The organism is Paenibacillus amylolyticus, assembly GCF_003719335.1.
Classification (GTDB): domain Bacteria; phylum Bacillota; class Bacilli; order Paenibacillales; family Paenibacillaceae; genus Paenibacillus; species Paenibacillus amylolyticus_D.
Window position 1 is genome coordinate 143,505 of record NZ_RIAS01000008.1, and the last position, 22,550, is coordinate 166,054.

20 protein-coding genes are annotated in these 22,550 nt (G+C 44.8%); 2 read left to right on the top strand and 18 right to left on the bottom strand.

The genetic code is table 11. The features are described 5' to 3' along the window. Positions 1-2: 2 nt before the first annotated feature. From EC604_RS15785 to leuB, 5 genes are all read right to left on the bottom strand, one after another. Complete coding sequence (locus EC604_RS15785; protein ID WP_123065232.1) at positions 3-968, bottom strand: AAA family ATPase; 966 nt, start codon at positions 966-968, stop codon at positions 3-5. 119 nt (positions 969-1,087) lie between these two features. Then, on the bottom strand, positions 1,088-2,194 hold the full coding sequence (locus tag EC604_RS15790; protein ID WP_123065079.1) for an ATP-binding protein: 1,107 nt from the start codon (positions 2,192-2,194) through the stop codon (positions 1,088-1,090). Between the two features lie 464 nt (positions 2,195-2,658). Next, the gene (locus tag EC604_RS15795; protein ID WP_090922221.1) at positions 2,659-3,075 is read right to left on the bottom strand and encodes a hypothetical protein; all 417 of its coding nucleotides are present in this window, start codon (positions 3,073-3,075) and stop codon (positions 2,659-2,661) included. 356 nt (positions 3,076-3,431) lie between these two features. Continuing rightward, positions 3,432-3,971, bottom strand: a complete 540-nt coding sequence (locus EC604_RS15800) for a peroxiredoxin (protein WP_062320195.1) — start codon at positions 3,969-3,971, stop codon at positions 3,432-3,434. Positions 3,972-4,338: 367 nt separating this feature from the next. After that, the gene (gene leuB / locus EC604_RS15805) at positions 4,339-5,424 is read right to left on the bottom strand and encodes a 3-isopropylmalate dehydrogenase (RefSeq protein WP_123065080.1); all 1,086 of its coding nucleotides are present in this window, start codon (positions 5,422-5,424) and stop codon (positions 4,339-4,341) included. A gap of 251 nt (positions 5,425-5,675) precedes the next feature. Here leuB and EC604_RS15810 point away from each other — a divergent pair, with 251 nt between their 5' ends. Next, on the top strand, positions 5,676-6,656 hold the full coding sequence (locus EC604_RS15810) for an aldo/keto reductase (RefSeq protein ID WP_123065081.1): 981 nt from the start codon (positions 5,676-5,678) through the stop codon (positions 6,654-6,656). A gap of 210 nt (positions 6,657-6,866) precedes the next feature. Here the strand turns inward: EC604_RS15810 and EC604_RS15815 are convergent, their stop codons facing one another. The 4 genes from EC604_RS15815 to ilvB all read right to left on the bottom strand — a co-directional run bounded on the left by EC604_RS15815 (position 6,867) and on the right by ilvB (position 12,099). After that, a complete protein-coding gene (locus tag EC604_RS15815; RefSeq protein WP_123065082.1) occupies positions 6,867-8,408 on the bottom strand; it encodes a 2-isopropylmalate synthase in 1,542 nt (513 codons plus the stop codon). A 140-nt stretch (positions 8,409-8,548) separates the two neighbouring features. Then, complete coding sequence (ilvC, locus tag EC604_RS15820; RefSeq protein ID WP_090922211.1) at positions 8,549-9,541, bottom strand: ketol-acid reductoisomerase; 993 nt, start codon at positions 9,539-9,541, stop codon at positions 8,549-8,551. A 327-nt stretch (positions 9,542-9,868) separates the two neighbouring features. Continuing rightward, positions 9,869-10,351 (bottom strand): acetolactate synthase small subunit, encoded by a 483-nt coding sequence (ilvN, locus tag EC604_RS15825; RefSeq protein WP_123065083.1) that lies wholly within the window; start codon positions 10,349-10,351, stop codon positions 9,869-9,871. Continuing rightward, positions 10,348-12,099: a biosynthetic-type acetolactate synthase large subunit gene (gene ilvB / locus EC604_RS15830; protein ID WP_090922207.1), complete on the bottom strand. Its 1,752-nt coding sequence runs from the start codon at positions 12,097-12,099 to the stop codon at positions 10,348-10,350. Before ilvB ends, ilvN begins: the two co-directional genes overlap by 4 nt. Before the next feature lie 600 nt (positions 12,100-12,699). Here ilvB and EC604_RS15835 point away from each other — a divergent pair. Then, on the top strand, positions 12,700-13,143 hold the full coding sequence (locus tag EC604_RS15835) for a GNAT family N-acetyltransferase (protein WP_429351331.1): 444 nt from the start codon (positions 12,700-12,702) through the stop codon (positions 13,141-13,143). A gap of 6 nt (positions 13,144-13,149) precedes the next feature. Here the strand turns inward: EC604_RS15835 and EC604_RS15840 are convergent, their stop codons facing one another. From EC604_RS15840 to EC604_RS15880, 9 genes are all read right to left on the bottom strand, one after another. Beyond that, positions 13,150-13,524, bottom strand: a complete 375-nt coding sequence (locus tag EC604_RS15840) for a hypothetical protein (RefSeq protein ID WP_123065085.1) — start codon at positions 13,522-13,524, stop codon at positions 13,150-13,152. Positions 13,525-13,713: 189 nt separating this feature from the next. Then, positions 13,714-14,676: an ABC transporter permease gene (locus tag EC604_RS15845; protein WP_123065086.1), complete on the bottom strand. Its 963-nt coding sequence runs from the start codon at positions 14,674-14,676 to the stop codon at positions 13,714-13,716. Beyond that, on the bottom strand, positions 14,677-15,756 hold the full coding sequence (locus EC604_RS15850; RefSeq protein ID WP_123065087.1) for an ABC transporter permease: 1,080 nt from the start codon (positions 15,754-15,756) through the stop codon (positions 14,677-14,679). It lies immediately after the preceding gene. Further along, on the bottom strand, positions 15,749-17,287 hold the full coding sequence (locus tag EC604_RS15855) for an ABC transporter ATP-binding protein (protein WP_123065088.1): 1,539 nt from the start codon (positions 17,285-17,287) through the stop codon (positions 15,749-15,751). Before EC604_RS15855 ends, EC604_RS15850 begins: the two co-directional genes overlap by 8 nt. A gap of 199 nt (positions 17,288-17,486) precedes the next feature. Next, positions 17,487-18,527, bottom strand: coding sequence for a BMP family lipoprotein (locus tag EC604_RS15860; protein WP_123065089.1), 1,041 nt, complete (start codon positions 18,525-18,527; stop codon positions 17,487-17,489). A 574-nt stretch (positions 18,528-19,101) separates the two neighbouring features. Further along, positions 19,102-19,461 carry a 50S ribosomal protein L20 gene (gene rplT, locus EC604_RS15865; protein WP_123065090.1) on the bottom strand — a complete coding sequence of 120 codons (360 nt, stop codon included), beginning with the start codon at positions 19,459-19,461 and terminating at the stop codon, positions 19,102-19,104. An 88-nt stretch (positions 19,462-19,549) separates the two neighbouring features. Beyond that, positions 19,550-19,753 carry a 50S ribosomal protein L35 gene (gene rpmI, locus EC604_RS15870; RefSeq protein ID WP_017689665.1) on the bottom strand — a complete coding sequence of 68 codons (204 nt, stop codon included), beginning with the start codon at positions 19,751-19,753 and terminating at the stop codon, positions 19,550-19,552. Positions 19,754-19,777: 24 nt separating this feature from the next. Continuing rightward, the gene (gene infC / locus EC604_RS15875; protein WP_123065091.1) at positions 19,778-20,272 is read right to left on the bottom strand and encodes a translation initiation factor IF-3; all 495 of its coding nucleotides are present in this window, start codon (positions 20,270-20,272) and stop codon (positions 19,778-19,780) included. A gap of 347 nt (positions 20,273-20,619) precedes the next feature. Then, the gene (locus EC604_RS15880; RefSeq protein WP_123065092.1) at positions 20,620-21,858 is read right to left on the bottom strand and encodes a glycosyltransferase family 2 protein; all 1,239 of its coding nucleotides are present in this window, start codon (positions 21,856-21,858) and stop codon (positions 20,620-20,622) included. Between the last annotated feature and the right edge of the window lie 692 nt (positions 21,859-22,550).

The following is a 22,550-nucleotide window of genomic DNA, read 5'->3' on the forward strand; positions in this document are numbered from 1 at the left end:
GCCTAACGTCCGCCTGTAGTAAGTGTCTCGGTTGGTACCTCGATTTCGGTCAGAATCTGTTGAATGATGTGTTCCGCAAGTCCTTCTTGCTGTCTGATTCGATTACGAAACACCAGACGGTGAGCCAGCACAGGCTCTGCCAGTAATTTAATGTCATCAGGTACAACATAGTCTCTGCCGTGAAGCGCAGCCCATGCCTGACTTGCCTTAAGAAGCGCCTGCGCCCCCCGTGGACTAACGCCCAGAGACAGTTCAGGATGTTTTCTCGTTGCTTCAGTGAGCTGTACAATATAACGCAGGAGGTCCTCGTTTACGTTAACCGTTTTATACGTTTCTTGTGCTTTCAGAAGTTGCTCGCGAGATATAATGGAAGACAGATCATCTACAGAGCGGCTAGCAACCGTTCTTCTCAGAATCTCTACACTTTCTTCCCCGGACGGATACCCCATACGAATCTTCATCATAAATCGATCCATCTGTGCTTCAGGTAACGGAAATGTTCCTTGATTATCAATAGGATTCTGAGTGGCGATCACGATAAACGGCCGCTCGAGCTGCCTTGTTGAGCCATCAATACTGATCTGGCGCTCTTCCATACATTCGAGCAAGCTGGACTGTGTGCGTGGAGTTGCCCGATTGATCTCATCTGCCAGCACAAGATTCGCAAACAGCGGACCGGGCCTGAATTCGAAATCTCCTGATTTTTGATTATAGAAATGAATACCCGTCAAATCGGATGGCAGCAAGTCAGGTGTAAACTGGATCCGTTGAAAAGTGCAGTCTAGTGACGACGCCATCGATTTGGCAATCATTGTTTTACCTGTACCCGGGACATCTTCCAGAAGCACATGACCTGATGCAATGATCGCTGTCAGAATCAGTTCCACTGTATGTGTCTTTCCCACAATTACTTTGCCTACATGTTCGATGAGTTGCCCGTTCATAAGCTCCATATCCTGAATATTCAAAACGATCCCTTCCTTCCGTGATGCATATGTATTCGCATTCATTTCTAACTATAACCCTAATCGCACGAACAAAAAACAAAGGAATCGGCAAATACCGATCCCTTCTGATATCGTCTGTGTCAATTCACTAATGGAAGTTTGATCATAAAGCTGGTGCCTTCGCCTTTTTGACTATCAACAGAGATGGTGCCTCCATGATTTTTAATAATACGATAGCTTACGGAAAGTCCGAGACCCGTCCCACTTTCTTTTGTCGTAAAGAAAGGATCGAACAACCGTACCAGCGTGTTATGATCCATACCTCTTCCGTTATCCGTGATCGTAATTTGCACAAAATTATTGTCCGTGGCTGTCGTGATTCGGATCAAGCCTGTATATTCTTCACCGACTTCTTCAATCGCGTCCATTGCATTTTTGACCATATTCAGAATGACCTGTTTGATCTGCTTTACATCAATGGATACATTAAGCGGGGTGTCATCCACCTCAAGCAGAATTTCGCATCCTTTCATCAACCCTTCACTCTCGGTCAATAGAACGACCTCTTTCAGCAAAGATTCTACGGTCATGACCGTTTTCTGCGGAGCCGAAGGTTTCGAGGAATTCAGAAATTCATAGATAATGTCATTTGCCCTGTCGATCTCGGTGAGTATGATTCTGGCATATTCGTCTTTACCCAGCTGCAACAGATGGGGCCGAAGCAACTGGATGAATCCGCGAATGGCTGTTAACGGGTTACGAATCTCATGAGCAATCGATGCGGAGATGCGGCCAAGCATAGCCAGTTTATCGTTTTGATAGGCTGTCTGCTCGATCTGCTTGTAATCCGAAACATCCTTGACACTAAAAAGAAAATCGCCATCCATCTGATCGCCATAGGTCACGGTCACGAGCCAGTGCCTTCCATACTCATCCGTCAGCTCATGATAACGCTTACGATGAAAGATCGTTTCCCGATAAATTCGTAAAATTTTCTTTTTCTTGAATCGACTCATTTGGGGCAAACGCAACATCTGCATTAACGTGCATCCGCTTAACAGATCCCTCGGCAACTCCAGCAATTTAGCCATCTGTACGTTAATAAACGTCAACACCCCATGATGATCAAATAACATAATACCGCTATCCATGTGTTCTAGCACATTTTCATACTTATTGTTATCCAGATGTACTTGAGGAAGCACATCCGTTGGTTGAGGCGCTATATCCTGAAATTCACGAATCACTTCAGGTTCCTCCTTTTCACGTAAATGATAAACTTTGCCGTTCGGACATCATATCATCACAGAAACAGGAAGGGCCGATTTTTTGTTGATTACCGGGTCCCTTTCATCAGGGGGCTGAGCCGAAAATATGGATGGCATATCCGGAACGTAAGCTGGTCTAATCCGGTTCATTACAAAAAGCCCGGAAAAATCATATACGTTTTGTTCCTTTCTAACCTTCTCCAATTCCCAAACGAATACCCTTCAATTGCTCCGCCTCTTTTCCAAGTCTGCTTTTATCATAGACAAGTTTAGGGAATAGAGTCAATCGGAGAAAGTGTCGAATGGAAATTATTTTGCAAAAACAACAAAGGTTTATCTAAAAAATACAAAAAACGAAGCCGTATCGCCCTATTGGGAAATCAGCTTCGTTCAATATTGTGTAATTCGGATATTTGTCTATCCATGTCACATCTCACTGCAATCTATAGCCCGGTCTTGTTATGCTGAATTTTAAGTTTTCGTTGACTCATGACGGCAAGGCGGCGTTTCAATTCGCTTTCCCATTTCTCATCCTTCATTTCCTTGGCGAGCCGCAGCAGATCCAGTGACATATCAATCTGACGCTGAACGATCACCATCGCATCTTCGCTTTCACGGTTTACACAATTTTCGAAGATGGCATCCTCGTCTTCGGTCACATAGTCTTGAAAATCAATTTCAGAAGCCCCGTCGCCATGCGCATACTCAGCAAGAATTTCATATTCATTCTCAACCTTGTAATGCACCTCAACCCGGTGACATACCGGACAAAACAGCAGGGGAACATTATGAACCTGGGTGCGGTAATGCTTCAGCGTGCCCTTCGTTCCTACCATACTTGCCCCACAACAGTAACTCATTTTTGTTCACCCTCCTTATTAGGTGCCGGGAATTTAATGAATATACCCCCGTGCACTTGAAAACTTCCGAAAGGGAATCGTTCAAACAGTGTATCACATTCATATGCAAATTATAAATGCGGATTACCGGAATCACTTAAAATACCGGGTTTCCATACCCTATTCGCCTTACAAGCCTTCAATTCCTCTTTCTCTTATAAAAAAGAAGATCTTCTTCTATTACATTATTAACACGTCTGACAGCTTGTTCAAACACCTTCATTAAGTTAACGTTATACTTTTGAAAAAGGTTGCAAAAAGCCCTCAATCCCGAGTGGGATGAGGGCTTGAACATCAATCGTTCAAGTAAACCCGGCTTACAGGTTGCTGTCGCCTGGTTTCCAGTTCATTGCACACAATCCACCGGATTGAAGTGCTTGCAGTACGCGAAGTGTTTCTTCAACACTGCGGCCTACATCGTTGTGGTTAACGACTTGATATTTCAGTTCGCCTTCTGGATCGATGATGAACAGACCGCGCAATGCTACGCCTTCTTCTTCGATCAGAACGCCGTAATCTTTAGCTACTTGCTTCGTGATATCGGAAGCGAGCGGGAAGTTCAACTGACCAAGACCATTGCTGTCTTTAGGTGTGTTGATCCATGCTTTGTGGCTGTGCACGGAGTCTACGCTCACGCCAAGAATTTCTGTATCCAAAGCTTTGAATTGCTCCGAAGCATCGCTCAAAGCTGTAATTTCAGTTGGGCACACAAATGTGAAGTCCAAAGGATAAAAGAAGAATACAAGCCATTTGCCACGGTAATCGGACAGTTTAACGGAACCAAAATCTTGTCCGTCTCCTGATACTGTTTCCATTGCGAAATCTGGTGCTGGTCTACCAACCAAACGTTCTGCCATAACTAAAAATTCCTCCTTTGAGATTATGTAAGCATCCATATGGATTGCTCATCATCAGGATACACGCAAGCGCTTGTCCTGTCATTAAATTTGTTGATACTTGTTCTCAAGTACAAATAAAATGTTATCATCCGTACTTCTCAAAGTCAAGATTATAAACGTTATTTTTTTATAATAATTATAAATAAGAAATTTTCGTGCCGAATTTATGGTGAAAATGAGAAAGGAACAGCCCTTTGCATTCTCCACTATTAGAAACCAAAAGACGGTCTACTAGGGCATCAAAGGGCTGTTTCTTATACGAACTGCAGGACTGTATCCTGAGATCTGTTAATGTCTCAATAAGTGGACAAGGCTGGAATGAAACTTAAGCCTTTTTTTGAATAGCTGCAACAATCAGATCGCCCATTTCGGTCGTACTGATCGATTTGCTCTTATCAACAGCAATGTCACTTGTACGGTGGCCCGCATTCAGTACGTTCGCTACCGCTTCTTCAATCGCATCTGCACCTTCTGCATAGCCAAACGTTGTACGGAACATCAACGCGAGTGACAAGATGGTAGCAATCGGGTTAGCCAAGCCTTGACCCGCAATATCCGGCGCAGAGCCGTGTACCGGTTCATACAGACCGAAGCTTCCTTCACCCAGCGATGCCGAAGCGAGCATACCGATGGAACCTGTCAGCATAGCTGCTTCATCACTCAGGATGTCACCAAACATATTCTCTGTTACGATGACGTCAAAGCTTGCCGGACGACGCAACAACTGCATTGCGCAATTGTCTACAAGCACATGCTCCAGTTCAACATCCGGATAATCTGGAGCTACACGGTTAACCACTTCACGCCAGAGGCGGGATGTTTCCAGCACGTTAGCCTTGTCGACAGAAGCCAGTTTTTTGCGGCGACCTTGAGCGATCTCAAATGCTTGACGAACGATGCGCTCTACTTCCGCAACATTGTAAGCACAAGTGTCCACGGCCTCTTCACCTTGGGCACTCTCACGTCTGAACTTCTCGCCAAAATAAATTCCGCCGGTCAGTTCACGAACAACCATCAGGTCTGTCCCTTCAAGTACTTCCGGTTTCAGCGTGGATGCGTCTTTCAAACAGTCAAACACAACGGCCGGACGCAGATTGGAGAACAGTCCAAGCGCTTTACGAATACCCAGCAGTCCTGTTTCAGGACGCAACTCCTTACTGTTATTATCCCATTTTGGTCCACCTACAGCTCCGAGCAACACTGCATCTGCATTTTTACATACAGTCAATGTTTCTTCTGGAAGCGGTGTGCCTTTCTCGTCAATGGCAATACCACCAAACAGCGCGTGCTCTGTTTCAAAACGATAACCGAACACTTCCTCCGTACGTTTCAGAACTTTTTCCGCCTCAGCCACAACTTCAGGACCAATTCCGTCACCTGCGATTACTGCAATTTTTTTCACGTCTGCCATAGGTTGTCCACTCCCTCATCTTCATTCATCACTCATTCGCTCATGTTAGCGTTTCTGTGTAAACATCGTCTCATAAATAACTCTCTTCTTTGTATCATATTCTACGGTCATTTGACCAAGATATACAATCTATGACTTTAATAGTTTTTACCTATAAGAAGGATCATGACAAGCTTCGATGTTGTTCGCCAGTTCAGGGTAAGGTAAAATATAGCTGAAATCAAATCAGGGATGCTGGAGGGATGTTTAACATGCAATATTCGTATTTGGGTAAATCAGGCCTTAAGGTCAGCCGTATCTGTCTTGGTACGATGAATTTTGGACCAGCCACGGACGAGAAAGAAGCTTTCCGCATTATGGATGCAGCTCTGGATGCCGGCGTTAACTTTTTTGATACCGCTAACATTTATGGTTGGGGTGAAAATTCCGGTCTCACCGAAGAAATCATCGGACGTTGGTTCAAACAAGGCGGAGGCAGACGTGAAAAGGTCGTGCTTGCCACCAAAGTCTACGGTTCCATGCATGATGAAACAGATGGCCCTAACAACGAAGCCGGTCTCTCCGCATATAAAATCAGACGTCACCTTGAAGGCTCTCTTCAACGTCTGCAAACCGATCATATTGAATTATACCAGATGCACCATGTTGACCCGGTCATTACGTGGGACGAATTGTGGGGTGCATTCGAGCATGCAGTATATCAGGGCAAAATCGGATATGTCGGTTCAAGTAATTTTGCCGCGTGGCAGATCGCCCTTGCTCAGAGTGAAGCGAAAAACCGTCACTTCCTCGGCCTTGTATCTGAGCAACATAAATATAGCTTGAATTGCCGTCTGCCTGAGCTAGAGGTATTACCAGCCGCTAAAGCGCTCGGGCTTGGCGTCATTCCATGGAGCCCGCTGGATGGCGGTCTGCTCGGACGTAATGCCTTACAGAAACTTGAAGGAACTCGCAGCGGAGGCATTTCAGAACGAATTGAACAACATCAGACGCAGCTTGAAGATTTCGCTGCACTTTGCCGTGATCTTGGTGAACCGCAAGATACCGTTGCACTTGCCTGGGTAGCTGCCAATCCGGCTGTTACTGCGCCAATTATTGGTCCGCGCACACTGGAGCAATTCGAAACCGCCTTGAAATGTCTTGACCTGACACTGGATGAATCCACACTCAACCGTTTGGATGAAATCTTCCCTGGTCCTGGTGGACACGCCCCTAACGCATACGCGTGGTAAATTGATATTATAAAAAAGTCTGACCCTCGCTGGACTGTACTCATAGATAGACTTCATAACGTCTACACTAACAGGCACAGTCGACTCCAGAAGGGTCAGACTTTTTAATATGTTCGTCTTTAGCTTTACTATACAGACTATGGCTTTACTATACCGGCCTAGTTAGCAGGTTTGTAAATTTGTACTTTAAGCACACAGTACAGTACTCTTCTACAAATTGACGTTAACACGGTTGGTGTATGTTTTACGTTTTTCAATGAGTTGGTTCAACCCGTCTACATACGCACGCGCACTAGCACCGAGAATATCTGTGCTCACGCCGCGTCCTTGAACAGAAACTTGATTCTGAGTCAGCACAACGTGTACTTCACCAAGTGCGTCTTTACCGTGTGTTACTGATTTGATGGAATAGTCCGATAGCGTTACTTCTTCTCCGCTCACCTGATCAATAGCGTTATAGATCGCATCCACCGAACCATTACCTTCCGCCTGTTTCTCCACCGTGTCACCGTTCAGCGTAGCAATACGCACTTTAGCTGTAGGTACGGATTCATCGCCGTACGTAACAAAGATGGATTCCAGTTTGTACACCTCAGGTGCATCCTGTAATTTTTCTTCAATTACGGCAAGCAGGTCTTCATCGGTAACTTCTTTTTTCTTGTCTGCCAGATCTTTGAATTGTGCAAAAGCTCGGTTCAACGCCTCATCATCCAGTTCGTACCCGAGGTCAATCAAGCGTTCACGGAACGCGTGACGTCCGGAATGCTTACCAAGCACCAGCTTGCTTTCTTTGAGACCGATCGTTTCGGGTGTCATGATCTCATAGGTTGTTTTTTCCTTCAACATGCCATCCTGGTGAATGCCGGACTCATGAGCAAAGGCATTTGCCCCCACGATTGCTTTGTTGCCAGGTACAACCATACCGGTCAAACGGCTAACCAAACGACTGGTACGTGCGATCTCGGACAACTGCAGTGTAGTTTTCGCCTGGAAAAACTCCTGACGTGTTTCCAGCGCCATTGCAATTTCTTCAATCGCCGTGTTGCCTGCACGCTCTCCGATGCCGTTGATCGTGCCTTCAATCTGATCAGCGCCGTTCAAAATGGCGGCAAGCGTATTCGCTGTTGCCATCCCCAGATCGTTGTGACAGTGTGCACTCAGCTGAACTTTATCGATGTTGTGAACATTTTCTTTCAGATGTTTAAAAATATTCCCGTATTCATATGGGCTCAGGTAACCGACCGTATCCGGAATATTAACGACAGAAGCACCCTCTTCAACTGCCATATTCACCATTTCTACGAGAAAATCATACTCGGTACGTCCTGCATCCTCCAAAGAAAATTCAATCTTGGAAAATGTCTTCTTTGCATAACGAATCGCAGAGCGAGCCGTGTCCAGAACCTGTCCTTTATCCATGCGCAACTTATGCTGGCGATGGATTGGCGACGTGGCCAAAAATACGTGAATGCACGGGTCTTCTGCACCTTTAAGTGCTTCCTTCACCGCATCAATATCCTGCTCTCTGGAGCGGGACAAGCCGATCACTGTAATATTTTTTACCGCTTTCGCTACGGCGTTAACCGCGGCCAAGTCACCCGGAGATGCTGCTGGGAAACCTGCTTCCATCCGGTCAATGCCAAGACGCTCCAGTTGATGGGCAATCTCCACCTTTTCGCGAGTGTTCAGATTGACTCCTGGAGATTGTTCTCCATCACGCAGCGTTGTGTCAAATACATAGATTTTACGCACCTTCGCACCCCCTGCTTATTATTCATTTCTGTAAACCAGAATAGCGGCTCACGCATAAGCACGGCCGCTATTTCCAGTTCACGCTGTAAGTTGCTTGGATCCCCTAAGATGCTTGTTCAAAAAGTGAACGAAATTGTTGCTTACTTTTTGATCCAGTGCATCATTTCACGCAATTGTCCGCCAACCACTTCGATTGGGTGTTCAGCTTCGTTACGACGTGTTGCTGTCAAGAATGCACGACCGGATTGGTTTTCCAGAATGAAGTCACGTGCGAATTTACCTTGTTGGATATCAGAAAGCACTTCTTTCATTGCTTTCTTCGTATCTTCAGTAACGACGCGAGGTCCAGTTACATAATCACCATATTCCGCAGTGTTACTGATGGAATCACGCATGCTTGCAAGTCCACCTTCATACATCATGTCAACGATCAGTTTCAATTCGTGCAGACACTCGAAGTATGCCATTTCTGGAGCATATCCAGCTTCTGTCAACGTTTCGAATCCAGCTTTAACGAGGGCACTTACACCGCCACACAGAACCGCTTGCTCACCGAACAAGTCTGTTTCTGTTTCTTCACGGAAGGAAGTTTCGATAACGCCTGCACGTGTGCAGCCGATTCCTTTAGCATAAGCGAGACCGATGTCTTTCGCTTTACCTGTTGCATCTTTTTCGATCGCGATCAGACCAGGAACACCGAATCCTTCTACATAGGTACGACGTACCATGTGGCCAGGGGACTTAGGAGCTACCAGCAATACATCGCTGTCTTTTGGAGCAACGATTTGGCCGAAGTGAACGTTAAAACCGTGAGAGAAGAGCAATGCTGCGCCTTTTTTCAGGTTTGGTTCGATTTCGTTTTTGTATACAGAAGCTTGTGTTTCATCTGGCAGCAAGATTTGAACCACATCTGCACGGCTAGTTGCTTCAGCCGGAGACAACACTTCAAATCCATCATTTTTAGCAGCGTCAAAAGATTTACCTTCACGAAGTCCGATGACTACGTTCAATCCGCTGTCACGCAGGTTTTGTGCCTGTGCATGACCTTGGCTACCATATCCGATCACCGCGATCGTTTTTCCTTTCAATACGCTAAGCTCTGCATCCTGTTCATAATAAGTAGTTACTGGCATGTTATAAGTCCTCCTTTGTATTGTAAAGAACCCTTCATTAATGAGCGGGTGTCTCAATGGACCGATACACTTCACATCTTGGTAAAAAAACTGCCTGATCGATGCTGATTAACCGCTGCATATGATCCGATCCGTTCAGACACCCGCTCGTTAATGCGGGGGTGTGGCTCTCTTTTCAAGCGTTACATCACTAAATTGTTACTTTACAGCAGTTGCTGGACTGACACATTCGGGTCAGATAGCATTTATTTTACGCTAACTGTACATTTTCACAAGTAAATCATTGTGTTCATGTATGGATCAGCCCATCTTGATTTCATTATACCTCTAGACGTTGCCTCGTACCAATGCCGTTACGCCTGTACGGGACAATTCACGAATGCCATATGGCTTGAGCAGTTCGATCATAGCATCAATTTTGTCCGTATCACCAACGGCCTGTACCATGAGACTTGCTGGGCCTACATCGACAACCGATGCGCGGAATGTTTCCACCACACCCAAAATTTCCGGACGCTCGGAAGGCTCTGCCTTCACCTTGATCAGCGCGAGTTCACGAGCAACCATCGGTTTCAAGCTGAAGTCAACCACTTTGATAACATCAATAATTTTATACAGCTGTTTCTCAATCTGCTCAATTGTTTTGTCGTCACCAATCGTCACAATGACCATCCGGGAAAGTCCTGGTTCTTCAGATTGACCTACTGTAATACTTTCGATGTTATACCCGCGTCGACCAAACAATCCGGATACACGCTGAAGGACACCTGGCTGGTCATTAACCAATATCGAAATCGTATGTCTTATCATTCTTCAGCATCTCCCATCAGCATTTGATCGATTGTTGCTCCTTGCGGAACCATTGGATATACATTTTCATCCTTGCGTACAACAAATTCTACAACGACTGGTCCTGGCGTATCCAAAGCTTCTTGCCATGCACGCTCGGCTTCTTCCTTGTTCGTTGCCCGCAATCCTTTTACTCCGTAAGCTTCAGCCAACTTCACAAAATCAGGGCTTCCTGCCAAATCGATATGACTGTAGCGATTTTCATAAATCAGTTCCTGCCACTGACGAACCATACCTAGTACTTCGTTGTTAATAATTACAATTTTAACTGGAATGTTGTTGATCGCACAGATTGCCAGTTCCTGAGAACACATTTGCATCCCGCCATCTCCGTTAATGGAGATAACCAGTCGATCCGGATTAGCCATTTGTGCACCAATCGCAGAAGGGAATCCAAATCCCATTGTTCCAAGTCCACCTGAGGTAACCCAGGAGCGCGGTTGATTAAATTTGTAGTATTGAGCTGCCCACATCTGATGTTGTCCAACGTCCGTTGTCACAATTGCTTCGCCTTTTGTGGTGTCGTTCAACAGTTCAACAACCCATTGCGGTTTTAACACTTCATCCGAATCCGTGTAGCTATACGGCTTTTCCTGTTTCCACTGTTTGATCTGATCTCTCCAGGCATCTGCACGTTCGGCACGTCCAACTTCTTTGTTTGCAATCTCCAGCACCGTTTTCACATCGCCTACAATCGGAATATCTGTCGCAATGTTTTTGCCGATCTCTGCAGGATCAATGTCGATATGAACAATTTTCGCATGTGGTGCGAATCCGTCCAGCTTACCCGTTACCCGATCATCAAATCGGGCACCGATGTTGATGAGCAAATCCGATTGCTGAATTGCCATGTTCGATGTGTAGGTTCCGTGCATTCCCGGCATTCCAGTCCAAAGCTCATGCCCGCTTGGGAAAGCACCAAGTCCAAGAAGTGTTGTTGTGATCGGGATACCCGTCTTCTCAACAAACTCGAAAAGTGCTTCATGTCCGCCAGAGTAAACGACACCGCCACCCGCAATGATCATTGGCCGCTCTGCTTCCTGAATGGCCTGTGCCAAACGATCTACCTGCAGTTTATTCGGTACCGTGCGTGGATTGTACCCTCTCAATATAACAGGTTCCGTGCTCGGTTCAAACAACGTTTTGTTCGCCGATACATCTTTTGGAATATCGATCAGTACAGGTCCTTTACGTCCGGTATTAGCGATATGGAATGCCTCATGAATGATGCCCGCGAGGTCTTTTACATCCTTTACCAGATAACTGTGTTTGGTGATCGGCATTGTGATCCCGGTGATATCCGCTTCCTGGAAAGCATCCGAGCCGATCAAGCTGGAATTGACATTCCCCGTAATGACAACCAGTGGTACGGAATCCATATATGCCGTTGCAATTCCTGTCACGAGATTCGTTGCACCTGGACCCGAGGTCGCAATACATACGCCTACTTTTCCACTGGCTCGTGCATAACCGTCTGCCGCGTGAATGGCACCTTGCTCGTGACGAGTCAGGACATGTTTGAAATCTTCAAAGCCATACATTGCATCGTAAATGTACAATACTGCACCGCCCGGATAACCAAAGACACAATCCACACCTTCAAGCAGCAAACTTCTTAGCAAAATCTCGGAACCGCTAATGACCTCCGGCTTCATCCATCTTTCACGTAATTCATCTGTCGATCGTACTTCTGGAATTTGAGCTCCCATTAGTCATCCTCCTCTCGAAATTTACACCATTCTGACATAAAAAGGTACAAAAAAACCTTCCATCCCTGCAAACAAGTTCATGCTTGCGAGGGACGAAAGGTTATCGCTTCCGTGGTACCACCCAACTTTGTCCGAAATTTCGCAATAACGGACCTTACCAGGTATAACAAAACGATGTTCAAACGAACAAAGTCGTCTCCCATACCTGTTGTCTGTAACGCAGACTTACGATTCCCCCTAATACGCGTTGGATTTGACGTTCCAATGCTTTTCAGGAAAACAGCTCCGAGGTGAGCTCGTATATAAGGGGTAATGGTGGTGGTTTCAGCAAATCCATCCACTCTCTGAGCAAAAGAGCCCTTAAAACTTCGTCCTCTTCATAGCCGATGAAATATTCTCGTTAAATGTTAGGAACATTATATGATTCCTCTAACCGATAAGTCAATACCTGTTTTTGATAAAAATGTGCTCACCTGATCCATATACGCTCTTCACTCTATGTTTGCCCCAATGTCTGGCCTTCATGCAGTCACCTTTTATCCCGCCCCAGGCATAAGATATACAGGCCGCACGACAGGCCTTGAAAGGAGGCCCCGCATGATCATTCGTCAGCGTTCATCCAAACTGGATGACGGCGCAATTATGAAGCTGATTGACACACAGCTTGTTCCTTTATCCCATATGAGCGAGAAGGAAATCCATAAAATACGCAAAGAAATACCCCTGCGAATGAACAGGGGCATGACTTTTGTAATCTCGCCGGAGCCAAATAAACCTGCTGTGGCATTCATTCATTTTCTCATGCATGGAGAACTACTTTACGTAGATATGATGGCCGTTAGTTTAAAAGAGCAACGTAAACGCTACGGACAGACGTTACTGCATGAAGCTGAGAACTTTGCAGCATCCCGTGGTTGCAAAAAATCCAAAGTCATGGTAGATGAAGGAAATACCAAGGGAAATCAATTCTATCAAAAAAATGGATATCAAAACCTGAGATATATCCTGATCAGTCGCTGTTACGAAATGGAAAAAAGACTCTAGCCGCTTTTAGAAAAATCCAGGTGGTCTCGGTCCGGGACCGTAAGGACCATATCCTGGGCCTGGGCCGTAACCCGGTCCGGAACCATAACCAGGGCCATACCCTGGGCAACATTCAGGTTTCGGACCCGGACCATACCCTGGGCCAAATCCTGGACCCGAGCCATAAGCGTAAGGCAATGTCGCAATAGCCAGCAGATCAAATAATACCAAAGGCAAGATGGCTTTGGTACGTACTTTTTTTCCACCTAAACGCTTGAGAACGAGTTTGTCACCTGATACTTTTAACAGTTTCCCCGTAACCCGAGTACCGTCTTTTTTGACTGCAACTATATTTTTGCCTATAAGTTTCATCGCTTCAGTACGCGTAACCTGTTTTCTCATACTATCCCTCCTCCTCGGATCATTCAAAACAGTGTATTCGTCCATGACCGAATTCGCCTGTTTCTTTGTCCCTACCGAAAAAGTTGGGTACTACAATGAAGCGCACAAAAAAAAGACTCGCTTGATCGCGAATCTTTTCTTGAACAACTATTCGGGATACCAAATGATATCCTGTTTCCTTTGCTAGAGTTACCTTTTACCAGGATCATACGGTTCGCCCAGAGCAGATGGAGCCGAAGAACGTCCAACCGCAGCCACCAGAACGATGATCGTGAGCAAGTAAGGCAACATGAAAATAATTTCCTGGGGAATACTCTGTGACCATTCAAACAATTGCACATAGTTACGAATCGCTTGAGAAAATCCAAAAAATACAGCCGCGCCGAAAGCACCGATTGGATTCCACTTACCAAAGATCATCGCTGCAATCGCAATGTAACCTTGACCGGAAACGGTATTATGCGAAAACGTACCTGTTGTTGTCAATGTAATAGCTGCTCCACCAATCGCCGCAAGCGCACCACTGATCATAACAGCAACATAACGGTAACGACGAACTTTAACCCCAACAGTATCCGCCGCACTTGGATGTTCACCTACAGAACGCAGACGAAGTCCAAACGGTGTTTTGAACATAATGTAGTATGTCAGGAATACAAACAGAATCGCTAGGTAAGTCGTTGGATATACATTTTTGAAAAATGCTTCTCCAAGCAAAGGAATATTTTCGAGAAACGGCACATTGAATTTGCTAAAACCTTGTACCAGAGGTGAATCACCTGAACCTTCAAACAGCAGTTTTACCAAATACAACGTACTTCCTGCCGCCAAAAAGTTAATGACGATACCGCTGATAATCTGATCAGCTTTAAACGTAATTGATGCTACAGCGTGAATAAGTGAAACTAGCACACCAAGCACGATGGCAAGCAGTATCCCCATCCAAGCCGACGTTGTTCCACCCATACCTGCTTCTTGAGCATAGTGAGCACCAATACCGGCTGCAAACGCACCAAACACCATAAAACCTTCAAGTCCGAGATTTGTTACCCCGGATTTTTCCGAGAAAATTCCGCCAAGGGAAGCAAAAATCAATGCCGTAGCAAAGACAAGCGTCGTATTGATAATTTGCCCGATTGTCAACAAGTCCATCTACAACACCTTCTCTTTCTTACGCTTGGAATAGAATGGTTTAAGTACCCAGCGCACGATGCCTTGTGCGGCAATGAAGAAGATAATCGAACCGATGACAATCCGAATAATCTCAGGTGGTACATCCGCAGCAAAGCTCATTCCTGCAGAACCGTAAGTAAGCGTACCAAAGAGCAACGCACCAAGTAGCACTCCAAACGGATGGTTTAGACCAATCAAAGCAACCGCGATCCCGTCAAACCCAGTACCTGGCGAGCCTGACATTACGGTCTGATACTGGAACACCCCAAGAACCTGGAACGCTCCGCCAAGCCCTGCGAGCATACCACTGATAAACATCGCTTTCACGATATTCCGGTTAACATGCATACCTGCATATTCTGCTGCATTCGGGTTATAACCGACGGCACGAATTTCATAACCCTGCTTTGTTTTCCACATGTAAATATAAAATAGCACAGCCATAACAAGAGCAATCAACGTTCCCATATGCACACGTGAATTACCCATCAATTCAGAAAGCCAGGTCAGACTTATGGAAGCCGACTCACTAATGTCAACAGAGCGGTTCTCTCCTTGCAGTAGCAGAAATTGACGCACGATCAGATTGGCTAAATACAATCCAATCCAATTCAGCATAATACTGCTGATTACCTCGTTAACCCCACGTGCAGCTTTCAGGTAACCAGCAATTGCTGCCCAAAGCCCACCAAATACCCCACCCGCAATCAAAGCAAGCGGCGCGTGAATATATATAGGCAGACCTGCGAACTTTACACCAACGAAGGTAGCAGCTGTCATCCCTACGAGAAACTGTCCTTCGCCTCCGATATTGAACAACCCGGCACGAGCCGCAAAAGCAAACGCAAGTCCCGTCATGATGAGCGGTGTCATTTCCCGCACAGCTTCCCCGAAGTTGTACATATCACCAAACACCTTTTTGAACAAAGCACCGTATGCTTCAAACGGATTATATCCACCAATTAGCATAACAATTCCACCGAGAATAAGTCCCATCACAATTGCTACAACAGGCAAAATAAACGAATCCCGGGTAAACCATTTTAACACTTTATTCATGCGCAGTACCTCTCTTTTGGGTGCTGCCCGCCATCATCAAGCCAAGCTCCCTGTCATTGGTTTCTTCCGGCAGCACCTCGCCAACGATCTGTCCTTCATAGATAACCGCAATGCGGTCCGATACGTTCATGATCTCGTCGAGTTCGAATGAAATTAGCAAAACAGCCTTTCCCTGATCGCGCTGAGCAATCAATTGCTTCTGCACAAACTCGATAGCTCCCACATCCAGACCACGGGTTGGCTGGGCAGCAATCAGCAATTCAGGGTTTTTATCCACTTCACGAGCGATGATGGCTTTCTGCTGGTTTCCTCCTGACAAGGAACGTGCTTTCGTCTCGATGCTCGGTGTACGCACGTCAAATGCTTCAACAAGCCGCTTCGCCTGCTTTTTGATTGCCTCAAAGTTCAGAAAACCTTTGCGCGTATAGGGCTTTTTGTAATACGATTCCAGAACGATATTTTCGCTCACCGAAAAATCCAGAACAAGCCCATGTTTATGTCGATCTTCCGGAATATGAGCAACGCCCGCCTCCGAGATGTGACGAGGAGAATGATTGGAAAGCTCTTTTCCTTCCAAACGGATCGATCCGCTATCCACTTTGCGCAGACCTGTGAGGGCTTCGATCAATTCACTCTGTCCGTTACCGTCAACCCCTGCAATACCCACAATTTCTCCAGCACGTACATTCAAGTTCAAATCGTTCAGAACCGCAATACCCTCTTTGTTTTTGGCTGTCAGCTTGCTCACCTCAAGTACGTTAGCACCAGGTGTGGCAGGCTTTTTGTCCACTTTAAACGTAACGTTACGGCCAACCATTTTCTCTGCCAATTCATTCGGGTTGGTTTCCGAAGTTTTGACCGAATCAATGACTTTACCACGTCGAATAATCGTAACTGTATCCGAAATTTCCATAATTTCTTTCAGTTTGTGCGTAATCAGGATAATTGACTTGCCTTCAGCGACAAGTTTTTTCATGATGACCATAAGTTCTTTGATTTCTTGCGGCGTAAGTACCGCTGTTGGTTCATCAAAGATCAGAATGTCTGCACCACGATACAACGTTTTGACAATCTCAACACGTTGCTGCATGCCGACAGAAATATCATGAATTTTGGCGTGAGGATTTACCTTAAGCCCATATTGCTCGGACAAGCGCTGTACTTCTGCCGCAGCCTTTTTATAGTTAATATTGAGACCTTTTGTTGGTTCAGATCCCAAAATAATGTTCTCTGTTACCGTGAACGGCTGTACCAGCTTAAAATGCTGATGCACCATACCGATGCCAAGATCGATTGCCCGGTTTGGACTGTCGATGATGACAGGTTTGCCATTCACTTCAATGGAACCTTCATCCGGCTGATAGAGACCAAAAACAATGTTCATCAATGTTGACTTACCAGCGCCGTTTTCACCCAGTAGAGCATGGATCTCGCCTTTCTGAAGCTGAAGGCTGATGGCGTCGTTGGCAACAATGCCTGGGAAACGCTTCGTTATTTGTTTCAACTCAACGACGGGGGTTGCTGCACCCATGTAATCACCCTTATAACTGATATAGTGTGGTTCCGCAAACGAAAGAAAAGCTCCTATTCGGAGCACTATTGCAATAGTTAGATTGTACAAATGTTATAATGCCTTGATCAAATGTTCCTGACTTTACAATCACAAGGCCGGTCAAGACCGGCCCGGATGATTATATTACAGCAGCTATCAAAATGACTACGAATTCTTATTACTCAGTAGGTACTTTGATTTCGCCGCTAATGATTTTTTCTTTGTACTCGTCAACTTTTGCCAGAACTTCTGGTGTTACATTTTTACTGGAAGTATCCGCAATACCTACGCCGTTTTCTTTCAGCGTCAGATTCTCGGAACCACCAGCGAATGTACCGTCAACAATTTCTTTATTAACGCGTTTAACCGCTTCGTCTACTTTTTTGATCATGGAAGTCAGTGTAATTTCATCACCAAACTCCAAAGACTGGTCTTTATCCACACCGATTACCCATACATCTTGACCTTGCTTCTTACGTGCACTTGCTTCGTTAAACACACCGTTACCCGTTGCACCCGAAGCGTGGAAGATGATGTCTACGCCCTGGTTGTACAGAGTAGCTGCAGCCGCTTTACCCAGGTCCGGTTTATCAAAAGCACCTGTGTAGTTCGGAATGAATTCAGCTTTAGGGTTTACTGCTTTAACCCCTTCTCTGAAACCAGCTTCAAACTTTTTGATCAGCGGGCTGTTCATACCACCTACGAAACCAACTTTGTTTGTTTTTGTTGTCAAACCAGCAACAACACCAACCAGGAAAGATCCTTCTTCTTCAGCGAAAGTTACAGATTTCACGTTAGGTGCATCCACTACGCTGTCGATGATTGCCAGTTTAGCATCAGGGTTTTGCTCAGCTACTGTTTTGATCGCATCAGCCAGTTGGAAACCGATACCCCAAGTCAGATCATATCCGTTTTTAACAAATTCGTTCAAGTTAGGAATATATTCTTCATCGGATTTACTTTGCAGGTATTTTACTTTTGCACCTGTTTCAGTTTCGGTTGCTTGCAGTGCTTCCCAAGCCGATTGGTTAAAGGATTTGTCGTTTACGCCGCCTACGTCAGTAACCATACCGATTTGAACATCGGATTTGGCTTCAGTGGAAGTTCCACTCTTATCTCCTCCGGCATTTGTTTCTTCTTTGGGTTTGCTTCCACATCCTGCGAGCATAACCGATACTGCCAGCAACATCACCAGAGACAGGCTGAGCATTTTTTTCATTTCTCTTTTTCCCCCTTAATAATATGTCCCTTTCAAATCTCGTCTGTATTGCACGGATCAACAGATATAAAGAACAGCTTAGAAGCGGAATGTTTCGCCAATGGCTCACTAAAAGCGCATTCTTATGGGCGATACATCTGTCCATCTGTCGAAAAACCGAACATTATGACCCGAAAAGAAAATTTTAGGACTGGCCTACTAGAGGTGATTATACAATCAACCAGTGTTAAAATCCAGATGTATAATCACCAAAAACCACTTATTTTTGTACTTTTTTTATTGAAAGCGCTTAATAATTTAACGTTTTAACACACTAACGTTACAACGATGTGATGTTACATAACAAAAAAGTTACACCAACTTCAAAACCTTCGCGAAAACACTCTAATTCATTTGCATTATTGTACCGTTCGTGTTTTATGTAATACCAAGCTGTGTTATTCACCAACGGTGTTCGCACTTCGCTTTTAATTGCAACTTTGTGATTATGTTTAGGTTGTTCTTCCTACGCCATTCTTATTCCCAATTCCGTAAAAAAAGCCGCCATAGGTACGGCGGCTTACTTCATACAGATTTAAGCGTTGATTTTACCTTTAGCTACAGCAGCCAAAGAGTTGAACGCGTTGATGTCATTAACGGCCAGATCAGCCAGCATTTTGCGGTTCATGTCTACACCAGCAAGTTTCAATCCGTGGATCAATTTGTTGTAAGACAAACCGTTCATACGTGCTGCAGCATTGATACGAACGATCCACAGTCTGCGGAAGTTACGTTTTGTGTTGCGACGGTCACGGTATGCGTATACCAGGGATTTCATTACTTGCTCATTAGCTGTTTTAAAGATACGGTGTTTGGAACCGAAATAACCTCTTGCCAGTTTCAAAACCTTTTTATGACGACGACGTACTACAAAACCGCCTTTTACTCTTGCCATATTAAAGAACCTCCCAAATAAATATAAATGTATCCGTGGTATGTGTATGGCCGAAGCCTATCCCCCGTACGGAATCTAGTATTTTGAATTAACCTTTCAGGTTAGCCAAACCTTGTTTCAAACGTCTCACGTCACCTGCAGCCATAACCGGGTTACCGTTCAGAACGCGCTTCGCACGTTTGGATTTGTGAGAAAGCAAGTGGTTTTTGTGAGCTTTGTAACGAAGGACTTTACCGGAACCGGTAATTTTGAAGCGTCCTTTCAAACTGCTGTGTGTTTTCATTTTAGGCATATTGTGTTTCCTCCTCCAATGTTATCAGGCTTTAGGAGCCAGAATCATGATCATACTGCGGCCTTCCAGTTTGGGTTGACGTTCTACGGTGCAGAGCTCTGCAACTTCCGTTTTGACACGTTCCAAAATCCGTTGACCAATAGCGGCATGCGCAATTTCACGTCCGCGATAACGAACGGAACATTTCACTTTGTCGCCTTCTTTCAAAAACTTAACTACATTACGAAGCTTCGTTTGATAATCGTGCTCCTCAATATTGGAACGGAACCATACTTCTTTAATGTCAACAATTTTCTGGTTCTTACGGGCTTCTTTGTCTTTCTTTTGCTGCTCATAGCGGAATTTGCCATAGTCCATGATGCGGCACACCGGCGGTTTAGCCTGTGGGGCCACATTAACCAGGTCCAAGTTCAGGTCAATTGCCATTTGAAGTGCTTCACGAATGGGAGTGATCCCGATTTGTTCTCCTTCAGCTCCGACAAGGCGTACTTCCTTCGCCCGAATCTCGTCATTAATCATGTGATCTTTACTAATAACCGTCCACCTCCAGGTCATTTTGAATATCCAGTTACACAAAAATAAAAGGGATGCCGGTCAAGCTACCGACATCCCTGTAATCAACACAATTCTTCATGAGTATACACTTCATAAATTATTGGGATCGTTGACCAGCCAACGTATGTTGGTCAGGTGAGAAGTCGGACTTCTGCTTGTGATTCCATTTTGCTATTTGTTTAACGCACTTGAACACTATAACATCTACCAACAAACATTGTCAACACTCAAAACACTTTTTTTTTCAAAACAGTGTGCTGTGTGTAAATCTCATAGCTGCGCAGAGGTTCACCAATATATTTATCCGTAAGTTACCCCTGTTTGCTCTGTACTTCGTCCAGACGAACAACCCGTGTATGTTGCGTGTGGCTCCACTGTTTGTTGTTTTGCGTAAAGAACGCGTAAAACGTAATTGGATACCAGGACAACAAATAAATCGGGAAAAGAATCAGATACAGATACACTTTAGCAAACTTAACTTTTTCCAGCGCCATGGACAACAGGAACGTTAACACGTTCATGCCGATCGCTATGAATCCAACCCACAATGGGAAATATCCATAAATGTTAGCGATATGTGGGCCGTCCAATACGTAAATATCGATTGACATTACAGCCGTCAACAGGAAAGTAAGCAACACCACATACACATTGGCACCATATACAGCGAGGTCAAACTTCACGATACTTCTTTCTTTAATGGACTGCCATAGCAGTGGGAAGAAATATCTTCTCGCTACCGTAAAGTGCCCTTGCATCCAGCGCAAACGCTGTCTAGCGGAAGCTTTAAAAGTCAATGGCTTCTCATCGAACACTTTGGCGTCATAGTTAAACACCGGGTACACATTACGCTGCACACTTCGCATCGTGAACTCCAGGTCTTCTACAAGGCTTGTAGCTCCCCATCCAATTTCTTTCAGCAGATCGGTCTCGAAGCACATGCCCGTACCGCCGAGGAAATTCGCCATGTTCAGGTTGTGACGAGACAACTGCCACAGACGGTTGATATACCAGTACGATACACCATATGCCGCAGTGATCCATGAATCCTCAGGATTTTTAGTATCAATGTATCCCTGAATAACTCGTGCTCCATTGCACAAATCATTGTTCATTTCACGCAAGAAGTTTTGCTCAACCAGATTGTCAGCATCAAGCATAACTACCGCATCATACTGACGTGGCAAATCCCACAGGTATTTAAGCATCCACTCGATGGCATGCCCTTTACCTCTCAAGTCTGGATTCGTACGTACACATGCATTCCAGCCATGCTGACGAACAATTTCTGCCGTGCTGTCTGTACAGTTGTCACAGATGACAAATACATCGTACAGATCTCTCGGATAATCCAGTTCCTTCAGGTTTTCCATCAACGCACCGATAACTTGTTCCTCATTGTGTGCAGCAACCAGCACAGCAAATGATTTTGTTGCAGGATAATTTTTCTTTTTCTTTTTCTTATACAGACCGAACAGCGAAAACGTGAATTGGTACACGGCCAGCAGTGCCAAAATGACCTGCAGCGTGACGAATATAGCGTCCAACATCGTTCTCTGTTACCCCCTTTTAGATAAAACCCAGATTACTTAGCATTTTCTCTTCCTGATTCTGCATTTTATTTTTTTGTAATTGCAGAATATGACCCTGTGCTTTTGTGTACTACGTCAATCATACAGGCAATGTTTCAAATGATGGCTGCGGCCAGTTGGCTGCTTTATCGATTCTGTATTCTTTTCAGCAATTTGTCAAAACCTCAATTCCACTTCCTGAAGCAGAAATGTGAACTTTAAACGCTGAATAGCCACTCAGTGATACCACAACCTCGCATTCATGCCTGATATATCTTATTTTCAGCTGTTTTCTTGATTTTTATTTCTAAAGTCCCTTCTTTTTGATGTGGCTTACTGTAGCTGAACAGTGTCTCTACATCAAATAACGTAAATGGCCACCAAAAAGTTTAATCTAAAACTCACATTTTTTTACCTCATTTCAGCCATGTTGAATCATTGTATCTTTTTTCGAGGAATGAAGTCAAAAAAGACCATTGGTTTTTCATCCACTCTTTTACATGAATTTTACGTTCTTTACATGTCTTCTTCTTGAAAAGGACAACATTTAAAAATATGATAAACATACGCCTGAAATAACCTCAAGACCTTCAAAAACGGTTATATACTAAACAGGTGCAAACCTACACGGGTTTCATCCCGGAAATACTGCCGTCCTCGGGGCGGCCTGA

Coding starts and splice junctions, on each gene's coding strand:
- EC604_RS15795 (WP_090922221.1), bottom strand. CDS start 3,075: ATGAGTTACTGTTGTGGGGCAAGTATGGTAGGAACGAAGGGCACGCTG.
- EC604_RS15800 (WP_062320195.1), bottom strand. CDS start 3,971: ATGGCAGAACGTTTGGTTGGTAGACCAGCACCAGATTTCGCAATGGAA.
- leuB (WP_123065080.1), bottom strand. CDS start 5,424: ATGGCAGACGTGAAAAAAATTGCAGTAATCGCAGGTGACGGAATTGGT.
- EC604_RS15810 (WP_123065081.1), top strand. CDS start 5,676: ATGCAATATTCGTATTTGGGTAAATCAGGCCTTAAGGTCAGCCGTATC.
- ilvC (WP_090922211.1), bottom strand. CDS start 9,541: ATGCCAGTAACTACTTATTATGAACAGGATGCAGAGCTTAGCGTATTG.
- ilvN (WP_123065083.1), bottom strand. CDS start 10,351: ATGATAAGACATACGATTTCGATATTGGTTAATGACCAGCCAGGTGTC.
- ilvB (WP_090922207.1), bottom strand. CDS start 12,099: ATGGGAGCTCAAATTCCAGAAGTACGATCGACAGATGAATTACGTGAA.
- EC604_RS15840 (WP_123065085.1), bottom strand. CDS start 13,524: ATGAGAAAACAGGTTACGCGTACTGAAGCGATGAAACTTATAGGCAAA.
- EC604_RS15845 (WP_123065086.1), bottom strand. CDS start 14,676: ATGGACTTGTTGACAATCGGGCAAATTATCAATACGACGCTTGTCTTT.
- EC604_RS15850 (WP_123065087.1), bottom strand. CDS start 15,756: ATGAATAAAGTGTTAAAATGGTTTACCCGGGATTCGTTTATTTTGCCT.
- EC604_RS15855 (WP_123065088.1), bottom strand. CDS start 17,287: ATGGGTGCAGCAACCCCCGTCGTTGAGTTGAAACAAATAACGAAGCGT.
- EC604_RS15860 (WP_123065089.1), bottom strand. CDS start 18,527: ATGAAAAAAATGCTCAGCCTGTCTCTGGTGATGTTGCTGGCAGTATCG.
- rplT (WP_123065090.1), bottom strand. CDS start 19,461: ATGGCAAGAGTAAAAGGCGGTTTTGTAGTACGTCGTCGTCATAAAAAG.
- rpmI (WP_017689665.1), bottom strand. CDS start 19,753: ATGCCTAAAATGAAAACACACAGCAGTTTGAAAGGACGCTTCAAAATT.
- infC (WP_123065091.1), bottom strand. CDS start 20,272: ATGATTAATGACGAGATTCGGGCGAAGGAAGTACGCCTTGTCGGAGCT.
- EC604_RS15880 (WP_123065092.1), bottom strand. CDS start 21,858: ATGTTGGACGCTATATTCGTCACGCTGCAGGTCATTTTGGCACTGCTG.